The following is a 12,837-nucleotide window of genomic DNA, read 5'->3' as shown; positions in this document are numbered from 1 at the left end:
TTTCATCCTCCTGATGCATGAGTGACTGCCCGTCGATTGCTCTATGCCGACTCGCAATGAACCAAACCAGTGCATTATCGATTCCTGCTGATACCGAGGCTCAATCTCCACCTGGATGGGTGCGGGTTGCGCTCGACGTGCCGCTGCCAGGACTGTTCGATTACCGGGTGACTCAGCCGGTCACGGTCGGACTGCGGGTGGTGGTGCCCTTCGGACGCCGTGACCTGATCGGTGTGGTAGTCGAGCTGCCTGCCGCGCCGGCGCTGGACGAATCGAAACTGCGCGACGTGATCCGTGTGCTGGATGACCTGCCGCCGTTGCCGGATGACTGGCTGCGGTTGGCGCGTTTCGCGGCCGAGTATTACCAGCGGCCGCTGGGCGAGGTGATGCTGCCGGCACTGCCCGGGCCGCTGCGCAAACCATCGTCGTACGATGGCCTGCGGTCCGGGGACGGGCCGATCGCCCGCCTGGACGAGCGCGCCGGCCGCGCCGCCGCGGCGGCGGCCAAGGCGGCGGCCAAAGTTGCGCGGGCCACCGAGAAGGCCGCGAAGGCTGCTGAGAAGGCGGCCAAAGCGGCTGCAAAAGCAACGACATCGGCTGCTCCTGCATCGGCTGTGGATAAGTCAGTGGACATGCCTGTGGACGGCTCGGTCCATGCCTTGGTTGACGCGCCGTCCGGCGCCCTGACCGACGCCCCCGCCAACGCGTCCGCCCCCAATCCGTCCAACGCGGACATCGACCCCATCGGCAGCCCTCTTGCCATCACTCGGCCCGTCCTGGGCCGTGCGCAGCAGGAAGCGGTCGACACGCTGGCGACGCTGCAAGGCTTTCAGCCGGTGCTGCTGCATGGCGTGACGGGCAGCGGCAAGACCGAGGTCTATCTGCACGCGGCCGAGCGGGTGCTGGCGGCAGGCCGGCAAGTGTTGCTGCTGGTGCCCGAAATCAACCTGACCCCCAGCTGGAAGGCGTGCTGCGCCGCCGGCTGGAAGCCACCGCGGGCAAGGACGGCGTGGCCGTGCTGCACAGTGGTCTGGCCGATGGCGAGCGGCTGTCGGCGTGGCTGCGGATCGTGCGCGGGCAGGCACGGGTGCTGGTCGGGACGCGGCTGGCGTTGTTCACGCCGATCCCGAACCTGGGGCTGATCGTGGTCGACGAAGAGCACGATCCGTCCTACAAACAGCAGGAAGGCCTGCGCTATTCAGCGCGGGACCTGGCGATCTGGCGGGCGCGAGATCTGGACATTCCGGTGCTGCTGGGATCGGCCACGCCGTCGCTGGAAACCTGGCAACACGCCGAAAGCGGCCGCTATCTGAAGCTGTCCTTGCCCGATCGCGCGCAGGCCGCCGCGCCGCCCAAGATCCGGCTGATCGACACGCGGCAGATCAAGCTGAAGGAAGGGCTGTCGCCGCAGGTGCTGACCGCCGTGGGTGAACGCCTGGCGCGGGGCGAACAATCCCTGATCTTCCTGAATCGGCGGGGCTATGCGCCGGTACTGCACTGCGACGCCTGCGGGTGGGTGAGTGGATGCAAGCGGTGTTCGGCTTATATGGTGCTGCATCGATCGGCGCCGCAGCGGGGAGGTCACGCGCGGCACGAACTGCGCTGCCACCATTGCGGCTGGCAGGAGCGGGTGCCGCCCGCCTGCCCTGATTGCGGCAACCAGGATCTGCAGCCCATGGGACGGGGCACGCAGCGGCTGGAAGAACACCTGGCCGAACTGTTCCCCACCGCGCGCATTGCACGGATCGATGCCGACAGCACACGGCGCAAGGGCAGCGCGCATGCGTTGTTTTCGCAGATGCACGCTGGCGAGATCGACATTCTGGTCGGCACGCAGATGGTGGCCAAGGGGCACGACTTCCAGAACCTGGGCTTTGTCGGCGTGCTCAATTCCGACGCGATGCTGTTCTCGCATGATTTTCGCGCCCCCGAACGGCTGTTCGCGCAGCTGATGCAGGTGGCCGGGCGCGCGGGGCGCAGCGGGGTGGCCAGTGAAGTGTTCGTGCAGACCGGCTATCCGGAACAGCCGCTGTACCAGTCGCTGATCAAGCATGACTACGACGGCTTTGCGCGCTACGCCTTGGACGAGCGCAAGGCGGCTGGCCTGCCGCCGTTCGCGTTCCAGGCCTTGCTGACGGCCGAGGCGCCCGAGCTGGCGCAGGCGGCGGGCTTCCTGGCGCAGGCCCGCGCCGAATCCGAAGACGGCATGCTGGAAGGCGCCGACGACGCGACCCGCGCGGCCCTGGCCCGGATTACGCTTTATGATCCAGTGCCCCTGCGCGTCGTGCGGGTGGCCAATGTCGAGCGGGCGCAGTTGCTCATCGAAAGCGATCACCGGCCAGCGCTGCAGCATTTCCTGCACGTGTGGGGCGCCCGCCTGCCGGCCCTGGCGTCGGCGGCCAAGGTGCGCTGGCATCTGGAGGTCGACCCGCTCGAAATCTGATGGCCGCATCATTTACGTCCCACCTGACCGCAAGCCGGCGCAGGGGTGACCGCAAGCTCTTCTCTGGTGTCCCGCATGACTGCTTCATCGACTCCTGACCTTCCTCCCGTGTCCTCGACGGTCCGCAAGCTCGACCGCGCCCAGTCGCAGCTCGACGCGAAAGGCGCGCCCGATGAGCCGTTCGTGTTGCCGCCCATCGCCGGGGGCATGAATGATGCCCAGCGCGAAGCCGTGCGGCATCTGGACGGTCCGTGCCTTGTGCTGGCCGGTGCGGGCAGCGGCAAGACTCGCGTGATCACGCAGAAGATCGGGTACCTGCTGCGCGACTGTGGCTACAACGCGCGCAACGTAGCCGCGCTGACCTTCACCAACAAAGCCGCGAAAGAGATGGCCGAGCGGGTCAAATCCGTGGCGTCGCCCAATCAACTGAAGGGCCTGACGATCAGCACCTTCCATTCGCTGGGGTGCGGCTGCTGCGCGAGGAAGCCAAGAAGGTCGGACTGAAACCGGCCTTTTCGATTCTGGCATCGGACGACGCGCTGGGCATCGTGCAGGACCTGATCGCGACTACCGACAAGGGCCGCCTGCGCGCCGTGCAGAACACGATTTCCTTGTGGAAGAACGCCTTGGTCGAGCCCGACGAGGCCGAACGGATTGCGTCCACCGAAGGCGAGCGGGAAGCCGCGCGCGCTTACCGCAGCTACAACGCCACACTGCGGGCTTACCAGTCGGTGGATTTCGATGACCTGATCCGCCTGCCCGCGCAACTGCTGGAACGCGATGACGAAGCGCGTGAACGCTGGCAGTCCCGCCTGCGCTATATGCTGGTCGACGAATACCAGGACACCAATGCCTGCCAGTACCGGCTGGTGCAGCTGATTACCGGGCCACGCGCCATGTTCACCGCCGTGGGTGACGACGACCAGGCCATCTACGCCTGGCGCGGTGCGACCATTGAAAACCTGGCGAAGCTCACGACCGACTACCCCAATCTGAAGGTCATCAAGCTCGAGCAGAATTACCGGTCGGTGCAACGGATCCTGGCCGCGGCCAACCGGGTGATCGAAAAGAATCCCAAGCTGTTCGATAAGAAACTGTGGTCCGACCTGGGGGCGGGCGATCCCATCGTGGTTGTGCCGATGGATGGCGAAGAAGCCGAAGCGGAATCGGTGGCCGTGCGCATTTCGGCCGCCCGTTTCGAAAAGAAGGCGCAGTGGAAAGATTTTGCGATCCTGTACCGCAGCAACCATCAGGCGCGCGCCATGGAGCAGGCGCTGCGCAACCTGAAGATTCCGTACATGGTGTCGGGCGGCCAGAGCTTTTTGATAAGGCCGAAGTGCGCGACGTGCTGGCCTACCTGCGGCTGATCGCGAATGACGAAGACGACCCCGCCATGATCCGCGCGATCACCACGCCCAAGCGCGGCGTGGGGCAGGCCACGCTGGAAGTGCTGGGCAACTATGCGGGCGAACGCGAGATTCCGCTGTTCGCGGCGATCTTCGAAACCGGCCTGGAGCAGCGGCTGGCGGCGCGCCAGCTGGGCCAGTTGCGCGAGTTCGGCGAATTCATCCACCGGATGCAGTGGCGTGCGGGGCGGGGCGCCAGTGGCGAGGCGATCACGTCGGCCGAACCGGCGGGAGAGATCCTGGACGACCTGCTGCGCGCCATCAACTACGAACGTTATCTGTACGACACCTTTGACGAACGCGGCGCGCAGACACGGTGGCAGACGGTGCTGGACCTGACCGGCTGGCTGCGGCGCAAGGCCGAGGAAGACAACATGACGCTGGTCGAATTGGTGCAGCACATTGCGCTGATCAGCATGCTCGAAAAGAACGATGAAGAAGACCCGGACGTCGTTCGGTTGTCGACCTTGCATGCGTCAAAGGGGCTCGAATACCCGCATGTGTACCTGGTGGGCGTGGAAGAGGGCCTGCTGCCGCACCTGGGCAAGGATGACGAAGAAGGCGACCCGGCCAAGGCCGCCGAGTCGCTGGTCGCCCGCGTGCAGGAGGAGCGGCGGCTGATGTATGTCGGCATCACCCGCGCGCAACGCAGCCTGCACGTGACCTGGTGCAAGAAGCGCAAACGCGGACGCGAAGATGTCGCGCGCGAACCATCGCGCTTCATTGAAGAGATGGGACTGGGCGGCGAAAAGATCGTCGATACCACTCCCGCAATGAGCGCGAAAGACCGGCTGGGAATGCTGAAGGCGCTGCTGAACAAGGGCGGTTGAAGCGGCTTGCGGCGGAGGCGCGTCGCTGCCGTTTTTCACGGCGGCTTCCCGACCAAGCTGCCGCCGGCGTTGCGCCCGCTACACGTAGCGCGGAATCGGCCCGTTGTGCGGCGTCATGTCGGGCAGGTCGACCTCGGTGTCATCCACGAAGCACCAGCCCCAGCCTTCGGGTGGATCGTAGCCTTCGATGATCGGGTGCTGCGTGGCGTGGAAGTGCGCGCGCGTGACGATGGGGCGAATCGTCGCAGCAACCGACATGACCACAGGTGCGGCACAGGCGAAGATGCACCCATCGGCTGCCGGACTTCAGACATTCTTCGCAGCCCAGGGCGCTGGGCGTGACGTGGGCAATGCTGGACGTATGCGTGCAGGACGTGCTCATGGCGTTCCTTGCTGAGGGGGCTGAAGCGGCCGGATGCAGAAATGTGAAGGGCCAGTATCGCACCGGCGCGGCGTCATCCCAACCCCCGGATGGGGGAGGGAGCAGGGCGGACCCGGCCTGACGATCCACACGCCGCCATGCAGTTCTTACATGCCGCGATCCAGGCGTTTTACCTTGCATGAGATGGTAAATCGCCATGGGCCCAGCCCTTTTGCTGAGCGCCCATCGGGCACGTGGCTTGCGAGGATTCTGTCCCGAAACCAAGCACGAGAGCCTCATGGAAATTCATATCAATACTGGCAATGGCATGGAAAACCGGGTCAAGCTCGAACAATGGGCAGACAGTGAGATCCGCCGTAGTCTCGGCCGATTCACCGACGACGTGCGCCGTATCGAAGTGCATTTGTCGGACGAGAACAGCCAGAAGGGCGGCGCGGACGACAAGCGCTGCATGATCGAAGCCCATGTGATCGGGCAGAAAGCCGTGGCCGTAAGCCACAACGCCCCGACCTTGGAGCAGGCGTTGAATGGCGCCGAAAACAAGGCTCGCCGCGCGCTGGACAGCGCGCTCGGCAAGGTGCGCGACCATCGCGATCACACGTCGATCCGGACCGATGCCGAAGGCACGGGCGTCCCGGGCGCGAGCGATAGCGACGGCGACGACTGAGCGGGTTGGATGCAGTGGGGCGGCCATGCCGACGTCAACCCCAAGCCAGGCATCGCTGTTCGATGACGATGCCGCTGGCGCATCCCTTCCACCGCTGGCCGGTCCGCCGGGCTTTCGCTACGAAACCGGGTTCCTGAGCCCCGACGAAGAATCGGACCTGCTTGCCCACATGGCAGGTCTGCCGTTCGAAGCCATGCGCTACAAGGCGTATGTCGCGCAGCGACGCGTCGTCAGCTATGGCGGGCGCTTTGACTTCGACCGCAACCAGCTGCTGGCAACCGATGCGCCGGCGCCTTGGGTGCTGCCGCTGCAACACCGTATCGCTGCATGGGTGGGCCTGCCGCCCCATGCGTTCACACAGGTCCTGGTGGCCGAATATTCGCCAGGCACGCCGCTGGGATGGCACCGCGACGTGCCGGACTTCGAAGACGTGGTCGGCGTGTCGCTGGCTGGCGAAGCCACGATGCGCTTTCGGCCGTATCGGCGGAACGGGCAGCCGGTGTCGCGGGCCGATGTGTTGAAGTACACCCTGGCGCCGCGCTCCATCTATCTGCTGCGGGGTCCGGCGCGCTGGGACTGGCAGCACAGCGTCTCGCCTACCCGTTCGCTGCGCTACTCGATCACCTTCCGCACATCAGCGCGGCGCGTGCCGGCAAAGCGGTGATGGGCCGGATCGCGGTGCTCTGATATCGTTACGCCCGTTATTGGCGCAAACGGGCATCGCATGACTCAACGTTCCCTTCCCCTGGCGGGCATTCGCGTTCTTGACCTGACGCGGGTGCTGGCCGGTCCCTGGTGCACCCAGAATCTGGCCGATTTGGGCGCCGATGTCATCAAGATCGAAAAGCCCGGCAGCGGGGATGACACCCGTTCCTGGGGCTCCCCGTATCTGCAGGATGCAGAGGGCAAGGACACACGCGATGCGGCCTACTATCTGTGTGCGAACCGGAACAAGCGGTCGGTGGCAGTGGACCTGGCCACGCCCGATGGCGCGCGGGTGCTGCGGGAACTGGCCGCGGTCAGCGACGTGCTGGTGGAAAACTTCAAGGTGGGCGGTCTGGCCAAGTACGGGCTGGACTATGACAGCCTGAAGGCGATCAATCCGCGGCTGATCTACTGTTCGATTACTGGCTTCGGTCAGAGCGGCCCCTATGCAAGCCGGCCCGGCTATGACTTCATGATCCAGGGTCTGGGCGGCCTGATGAGCATCACGGGCGAACGGGATGGCCTGCCGGGCGCCGGACCGCAAAAGGCCGGTGTGGCAGTCGTCGACATCGTGACGGGCATGTACGCCAGCGTCGGCATCCTGGCGGCGCTGCAGGAACGGCACCAGAGCGGCCTGGGCCAGCGCCTGGATATCGCGTTGCTCGACAGCGTGGTCGCCATGCTGGCCAACCAGAACATGAATTTCCTGACGACGGGCAAGGCGCCCGGGCGTTCCGGCAATGCGCACCAGAACATCGTGCCCTACCAGGTGTTTGCCGCAACGGACGGCCACCTGATCGTTGCCGTTGGCAACGATACCCAGTTCCGCGCGTATTGCGTGGCGATGGATGCGATGCATCTGTCGTCCGACCCGCGCTTCCAGACCAATCAGTCACGCACCATCAATCGCGACGTGCTGGTGCCGCAACTGGCCGAGATCATGGCGGCCAGGCCGCGCGATTACTGGCTGGAACGGCTGGAGGCGGTGGGCGTGCCTTGCGGGCCGATCAACACGATCGAGCAGGTGTTTGCCGACCCGCACGTGCAGGCGCGTGGCCTGCGGATGGACCTGCCGCACGCCGCGGCCGGGACGGCGCCGAGCGTGGCCAGTCCGTTGCGGTTTTCGGATACCCCCGTGCAGTACCGCGCCGCGCCGCCGGTGCTGGGTCAGCATACGGATGAGGTGCTGCGGGAAGTGCTGGGCTGGGGTGCGGATGAAGTCGCGGCGTTGACGGCAGGGAAGGACATGGCGGCGAAACCGGGCTGACGGGTGGCTGCCGGACGGCATTGGGGGGCGGGCTGTCCGGCGCCTTGTGCGGATCGGCAACGCAGAAAAATCAAAAACCCCCGAGGGGATGCCCGTCAGGGGTTTTTGTTGTCTGCGGCGTGGCTTGCTCGGCCTGCCGATGCGCCTGCGACAACCGCGGGCGCGGCATGGCAGGCGGCTTTGCGCCTTACTTGGCGGCGTCGACCATGTACTGGACGGTGGCGCGGATGTCGGCTTCGGTAGCGTTGGCGGCGCCGCCCTTCGGAGGCATGGCGCCCTTGCCGGCAATCGCGGTGGCCACCATGGTGTCCATGCCGGTGGCGATGTATTTCGCCCAGGCGGCCTTGTCGCCAAACTTGGGTGCGCCCGCAACGCCGGCACCGTGACAGGCAAAACAGGTGCTGTCATACAGTTTCTTGCCATCGCCGGTGGATGCGGCGGCGGTGGGAGCCGCGGCGGCGGGAGCGGCAGCAGCGGCCGGAGACGTCGGGGCTGTGGCCGGCGCGGCAGGAGCTGCCGGAGCGGGAGCGGGTACGGCGGCGGCCGGGGCTGCAGCGGCCGGGGCGGCTGCCGGCGCCGCTGCCGACGCATCGGCCGTTGCGGCGGGCGCTGCCGGGGCGGGGGCTTCGGGTTCCTTGAAGCTGGCGCCGCTGGCGTTGGCCATGTAGGCAACGGCGCGCGCCACTTCGAAGTCGTCCAGGTCGGGGTTGCCGCCCTTGGCGGGCATGGCGCCCTTGCCCGCGATGGCGACCTTCACCATCTCTTCCAGGCCGGTCTGGATGTACTTGGCCCAGGAGCCGTTGTCGCCGAACTTTGGTGCGCCAGCCACGCCGGCGGCATGACAGGTGGCGCACACGGCCTTGTAGACCGCTTCGCCGGTCTGGAACACACGCGGCGCGTTGGCGTCGCGGATCTCGAATCCGGCCACGGGCGCGATGCGCGCTTCGATCGCGGCCGGCGTCTGCGCATCGGCCCCCGCGTTGGTTCGCGTGCCGTTCACGACGAAGTGGACCAGCAGGATGATGATGAGGACGGGGGCAAGCAGGGAGATCACGATGACCGTGATCAGCTGGCGAGGCGTCCGGATCGGGGATTGGTGATCTTGCGTGTGGTCGTGATGCGCGTTGCTCATTGCGAAATCCTGCAGGTCCACCAGCCGAGACAGGGGAGCGCCGGCGCGGGACGGTTACGGGGGAATGATACGGTCTTGACTGCTTTTATTCCGGCGCCGAGGGCATGCTGCTCTGGGGTCTCCAACAAGAGCGCGGGCATGGCGGCCGATTCATTTTTGCACACAACCGCCTGATTATAGCGGGATGGACCCTCAGGGTGCTCGATTGGGATACACCCCGGGTAAGCCCGCTTGCGAAGTGGCGTTGCAACGGCGACACGACAGGAATTTGGCAAACGCGCGGCCGACCACAGGACGAACGCGCGAATGCAGGCTACAATAGTCGACTTAGCGCCCGTAGCTCAATGGATAGAGTACTGCTCTCCGAAGGCAGGGGTTGCTGGTTCGATCCCAGCCGGGCGCACCAATTTCTCGGATCTTCGCCAGGCATTCATCCAGATGCCGGCGCCGTCCGCAGCCAACGCAGCGTCCACCCCATAGCGTCCAGCGCGGTGGGACACGTCAGCGCAATACGTCCAGCGCAATACCTCAGCGCGACACCTCCATTCCCACCCGCAGCACCACCGACACCATTTCGGCCTGCCGGTGCGTGTACGTCTTGGCCAGCACCTGCTTCAGGTAGCTTCGCGCCGTGCCTTTCGCGATTCCCAGTTCCGTTGCCGCCTCGGCCAGATCCATGCCGCGCGCCAGCAGGATTGCCAGCGCCGCTTCGCGCCGCGTGAACCGGAAGGTCGTGGCCAGCAGCACCGGGTCGATGCCGGGCGGGCGATCGGGCTCCATCAGGAACAGGATGACGCGGGTCGCCGTACTGATTCCGTCGGGCACGTCGGACGCGTCCACCGGCAGGATGCGCACCACCAGCGGCGCGAGCGGCGGCCGGCGGGTCACGGCGCGCCGCATGGGCGCCAGCGGCACCGCTGCCACGCCGTCGACCCCCGCGCCCCGGCCATTGACGCCGACCGCGGCGGCGATCGCATCCTGCAGGGCGCGCGCGTCGCCGGCCGACACGGCGGATACATGGTGCCGCGTCAGGATCAGCCCGTCGCCATCCCGCGCCAGCCGCTCGGCGCGCGGATTCGCAAAGATCGGCCGCATGCGCGCATCGAGCAGGATCACGCCAAAGTCCAGCCGGGCGATCACCTCGTACGCGTCGCGGGCGCGGCGGTCGGCCAGGTCGAGCCGGCTCTGCACCTGCACGGCGGCTGCCAGGTGCGGCACGATGCGGCGCGCGGCGTTCACGTCTTTAGGGCTGAAATCCACCGCGCACGACTCCCGGCCCGCGGCGAACACGACCTGGTGGTCGGGCAGGCGCAGCAGCGGCGCGGCAATGCCATGGAAGCCGCCGGCCGGCCCGATGATGTCGGTGTAGAGCGCGGATTGGCGAAAGGCCGGGTCGGCCATCAGCGCATGTTCGCGCAGCGGCTTGCCGATCGGGCAGGCGTGCGTCCAGCGGATGAGTCCATGTTCGACTTCGCGCTGTATCCATGGCGGCGGGAGCTCGCCGCCTGACATGACCGCCAGGCCCGGCGTGCCGCTGCCCTGGGCGCTGAGGATGGCCTTGTGGCCGCCGATCGCCTGCGCGACCGCCGTGACGGCGCCGGACCACTGGCCGGGCGCAAGCGCGGCTTCGTAGATGTGCCGGATCGCCCGATGAACCGTGTCGATGCGCGTCATGGTCACCTCCAGGTCGCCGCCCATTTCCCCCCAAATGGGAGTGCCCGTCGGCGTAAAGCTGAGGGAGACTATAGGCCGGTTTGGGCTTTCAGGGAGCATTCCATGCCAGCGGCTTTGTCCTACCCCGGTGTCTATCTCCAGGAAATCCCAAGCGGCGTGCGGACCATTACCGGCGTGGCGACGTCGGTCACGGCTTTCATTGGCCGGGCCGCCGCCGGGCCGATCGACGATCCGCAAATGCTGACCGGCTTCGCGGATTTCGAACGCAGGTTCGGCGGTCTGGATCTGGCGTGCCCGATGAGCTACGCCGTGCGCGACTTCTATGCCAATGGCGGCTCTTTGGCATTGGTGGTGCGGGTCGCGTCCGCCACGGCCCGCGCGGCCACGATCGTGCTGGACGACGAAGGCAGTCCTTCGGCCGGACTGATGCTGGAAGCGTCCAGCCCGGGGGCGTGGGGCAACCGTCTCAGCGCCACCGTGGACCACGACACCGACCTGGCCATGCCGGTCACATCCCCGCCCACCCCATCAAAATCGTTCAACCTGGTCGTGCGCTATCAGCGCCGGCCCGGGCGCGATGAATTCGCGCTGGAGCGTTTCGGGGCGGTGTCGCTCACGCCAGGGGACCCCCGCTATCTGCCACAAGTGCTGGAACGCGAGTCGATGTACGTGCGCGTCAAGGGCGACCTGCCGGCGGAGCGCCCACCCGAATTCACCACCGGGACCGGGCCCCTGCGCAAGCCCACCTGGATTGCTGCGAACGCGGGGTCGGGCGACGATGGGGGCACGCTGACCGATGCCCAGGTGCTGGGCGAACGCGACCCCAAGACCGGCCTCTACGCGCTGGATCGCGCCGACCTGTTCAACCTGCTCTGCATCGCGCCCCTGAGCCGCGACACGTCGGCTTTCCCGTCGACCTATGTGATGCCGTCGGCCGCGGTCTATAGCGCAGCGCTCGACTACTGCGTGGAACGGCGCGCCGTGCTGATCGTCGATCCGGACCCGGCCTGGGCCACGCCGGTGGACGAGGCCATCCGCAATGCCATGCAGGGCCGCAATGGTCTCAACCTGTCGGGCCCGTCGGCACGCAACGCGGCGCTGTACTTCCCCTGCGTGCGAGAAGCCGATCCGCTGCGTGACGGCCGCCTCGACACGTTCGTGCCCTCGGGCATCATCGCGGGCGTGATCGCGCGGACCGATGCGTCGCGCGGCGTGTGGAAGGCGCCCGCCGGGTTGGACGCTGCGCTGAATGGCGTGCAGGACCTGCAGCTGAACATGAACGATCTGGACAACGGGCAGCTCAACCCGCTGGGCATCAATTGCCTGCGATCGTTCGGCGTGAACGGCCGGATCGTGTGGGGCGCGCGTACCTTGCGCGGTGCCGATGAGAGCGCCGACGAATACAAATACCTGCCTGTCAGGCGGCTGGCGTTGTTCATTGAAGAAAGCCTGTATCGGGGCACGCAGTGGGTGGTGTTCGAACCGAACGACGAACCGCTGTGGGCGCAGGTTCGCCTGAACGTGGGCGCCTTCATGCAGGGATTGTTCCGGCAGGGCGCTTTCCAGGGCGCGTCGCCGCGCGATGCCTACTTCGTGCGATGCGATGCGCAGACCACCACCCAGCACGATATCGACCTTGGCATCCTGAATGTGTCGGTGGGTTTCGCGCCGCTCAAGCCGGCCGAGTTCGTGGTCATCCAGATCCAGCAGATGGCTGGGCAGATCGCGACCTGACGCGCTGCGGTCACTGCATTTTCCGGCTTCACGATGTTTGCTTCGGACCCAACCGAGAGGTGGTCGCCATGGCCCAGTTCAGTGTCAACGCACAACGTTTCGACCCGTACAAGAACTTCAAATTCCGCGTGAAGTGGGACGGCCGGTATGTGGCCGGCGTGACCAAGGTGGGCGCGCTCAAACGCAGCACCGAACCGGTCGAACACCGCGAAGGCGGGGATCCGTCCACCACCCGCAAATCGCCCGGCCGCACCAAGTACGACGCGATCACGCTGGAACGCGGCGTGACGCACGACACCGAGTTCGAAAAGTGGGCCAACAAGGTCTGGAACTACGGGTCGGGCCTGGGCGCCGAGGTTTCGCTCAAGGACTTTCGCAAGGACCTGATCATCGAGGTCTACAACGAAGCCGGGCAGGTCGTGCTGGCCTACAAGGTGTATCGCTGCTGGGTGTCCGAATACCAGGCGCTGCCTGATCTGGACGCCAACGCGAATGCGATCGCGATCCAGCACATCAAGCTCGAAAACGAAGGGTGGGAACGCGACTACGACGTGGTCGAACCGTCCGAGCCCAGCTATACCGAGCCCGCCGTCTGAC

Annotated in this window: 8 protein-coding genes, 1 tRNA gene and 3 pseudogenes; 9 read left to right on the top strand and 3 right to left on the bottom strand. The window is 66.3% G+C overall.

Going from position 1 to position 12,837, the window contains the following annotated elements:
* The first annotated feature begins 56 nt into the window (after nt 1-56).
* From ACNANG_RS11510 to ACNANG_RS11500, 3 pseudogenes are all read left to right on the top strand, one after another.
* A pseudogene (locus tag ACNANG_RS11510) lies at nt 57-2,443 on the top strand (primosomal protein N').
* Nucleotides 2,444-2,518: 75 nt separating this feature from the next.
* A pseudogene (locus ACNANG_RS11505) lies at nt 2,519-3,372 on the top strand (UvrD-helicase domain-containing protein); the annotation flags it as partial.
* Nucleotides 3,352-4,679 (top strand): annotated as a pseudogene (locus tag ACNANG_RS11500) (3'-5' exonuclease). The pseudogenes ACNANG_RS11505 and ACNANG_RS11500, both read left to right, overlap by 21 nt.
* 78 nt (nt 4,680-4,757) lie before the next feature.
* Here ACNANG_RS11500 and ACNANG_RS11495 read toward each other — a convergent pair.
* The gene (locus ACNANG_RS11495; protein WP_420227275.1) at nt 4,758-4,937 is read right to left on the bottom strand and encodes a hypothetical protein; all 180 of its coding nucleotides are present in this window, start codon (nt 4,935-4,937) and stop codon (nt 4,758-4,760) included.
* 401 nt (nt 4,938-5,338) lie between these two features.
* Between ACNANG_RS11495 and ACNANG_RS11490 the strand changes: the two genes are divergently transcribed.
* From ACNANG_RS11490 to ACNANG_RS11480, 3 genes are read left to right on the top strand one after another with little or no spacing between them, the layout of a single operon-like run.
* Nucleotides 5,339-5,728, top strand: coding sequence for an HPF/RaiA family ribosome-associated protein (locus ACNANG_RS11490; protein ID WP_420227274.1), 390 nt, complete (start codon nt 5,339-5,341; stop codon nt 5,726-5,728).
* Between the two features lie 25 nt (nt 5,729-5,753).
* A complete protein-coding gene (locus tag ACNANG_RS11485; protein WP_420227273.1) occupies nt 5,754-6,392 on the top strand; it encodes an alpha-ketoglutarate-dependent dioxygenase AlkB in 639 nt (212 codons plus the stop codon).
* Nucleotides 6,393-6,452: 60 nt separating this feature from the next.
* Nucleotides 6,453-7,700: a CaiB/BaiF CoA transferase family protein gene (locus tag ACNANG_RS11480; protein ID WP_420227272.1), complete on the top strand. Its 1,248-nt coding sequence runs from the start codon at nt 6,453-6,455 to the stop codon at nt 7,698-7,700.
* 187 nt (nt 7,701-7,887) lie between these two features.
* Here the strand turns inward: ACNANG_RS11480 and ACNANG_RS11475 are convergent, their stop codons facing one another.
* The gene (locus ACNANG_RS11475; RefSeq protein WP_420227271.1) at nt 7,888-8,832 is read right to left on the bottom strand and encodes a c-type cytochrome; all 945 of its coding nucleotides are present in this window, start codon (nt 8,830-8,832) and stop codon (nt 7,888-7,890) included.
* Between the two features lie 330 nt (nt 8,833-9,162).
* Here ACNANG_RS11475 and ACNANG_RS11470 point away from each other — a divergent pair.
* Nucleotides 9,163-9,238, top strand: a tRNA-Arg gene (locus ACNANG_RS11470).
* Between the two features lie 122 nt (nt 9,239-9,360).
* Here the strand turns inward: ACNANG_RS11470 and ACNANG_RS11465 are convergent.
* Entirely contained in the window at nt 9,361-10,506 is a 1,146-nt protein-coding gene (locus tag ACNANG_RS11465) for a helix-turn-helix transcriptional regulator (protein ID WP_420227270.1), read from the bottom strand.
* 102 nt (nt 10,507-10,608) lie between these two features.
* Between ACNANG_RS11465 and ACNANG_RS11460 the strand changes: the two genes are divergently transcribed.
* Together ACNANG_RS11460 and ACNANG_RS11455 are read left to right on the top strand one after the other, a co-directional pair.
* Nucleotides 10,609-12,240, top strand: a complete 1,632-nt coding sequence (locus ACNANG_RS11460; protein WP_420227269.1) for a phage tail sheath family protein — start codon at nt 10,609-10,611, stop codon at nt 12,238-12,240.
* A 68-nt stretch (nt 12,241-12,308) separates the two neighbouring features.
* Nucleotides 12,309-12,836, top strand: coding sequence for a phage tail protein (locus ACNANG_RS11455; RefSeq protein ID WP_420227268.1), 528 nt, complete (start codon nt 12,309-12,311; stop codon nt 12,834-12,836).
* The last annotated feature ends 1 nt before the right edge of the window (nt 12,837 follow it).

The organism is Pigmentiphaga litoralis, assembly GCF_048632615.1.
GTDB classification, from domain to species: Bacteria; Pseudomonadota; Gammaproteobacteria; order Burkholderiales; family Burkholderiaceae_B; genus Pigmentiphaga; species Pigmentiphaga litoralis_B.
The sequence above is the reverse complement of the archived record's forward strand: the minus strand, read 5'-3'. Positions and strand labels throughout refer to the sequence as shown.

Coding starts and splice junctions, on each gene's coding strand:
- ACNANG_RS11495 (WP_420227275.1), bottom strand. CDS start 4,937: ATGTCGGTTGCTGCGACGATTCGCCCCATCGTCACGCGCGCGCACTTC.
- ACNANG_RS11490 (WP_420227274.1), top strand. CDS start 5,339: ATGGAAATTCATATCAATACTGGCAATGGCATGGAAAACCGGGTCAAG.
- ACNANG_RS11485 (WP_420227273.1), top strand. CDS start 5,754: ATGCCGACGTCAACCCCAAGCCAGGCATCGCTGTTCGATGACGATGCC.
- ACNANG_RS11480 (WP_420227272.1), top strand. CDS start 6,453: ATGACTCAACGTTCCCTTCCCCTGGCGGGCATTCGCGTTCTTGACCTG.
- ACNANG_RS11475 (WP_420227271.1), bottom strand. CDS start 8,832: ATGAGCAACGCGCATCACGACCACACGCAAGATCACCAATCCCCGATC.
- ACNANG_RS11465 (WP_420227270.1), bottom strand. CDS start 10,506: ATGACGCGCATCGACACGGTTCATCGGGCGATCCGGCACATCTACGAA.
- ACNANG_RS11460 (WP_420227269.1), top strand. CDS start 10,609: ATGCCAGCGGCTTTGTCCTACCCCGGTGTCTATCTCCAGGAAATCCCA.
- ACNANG_RS11455 (WP_420227268.1), top strand. CDS start 12,309: ATGGCCCAGTTCAGTGTCAACGCACAACGTTTCGACCCGTACAAGAAC.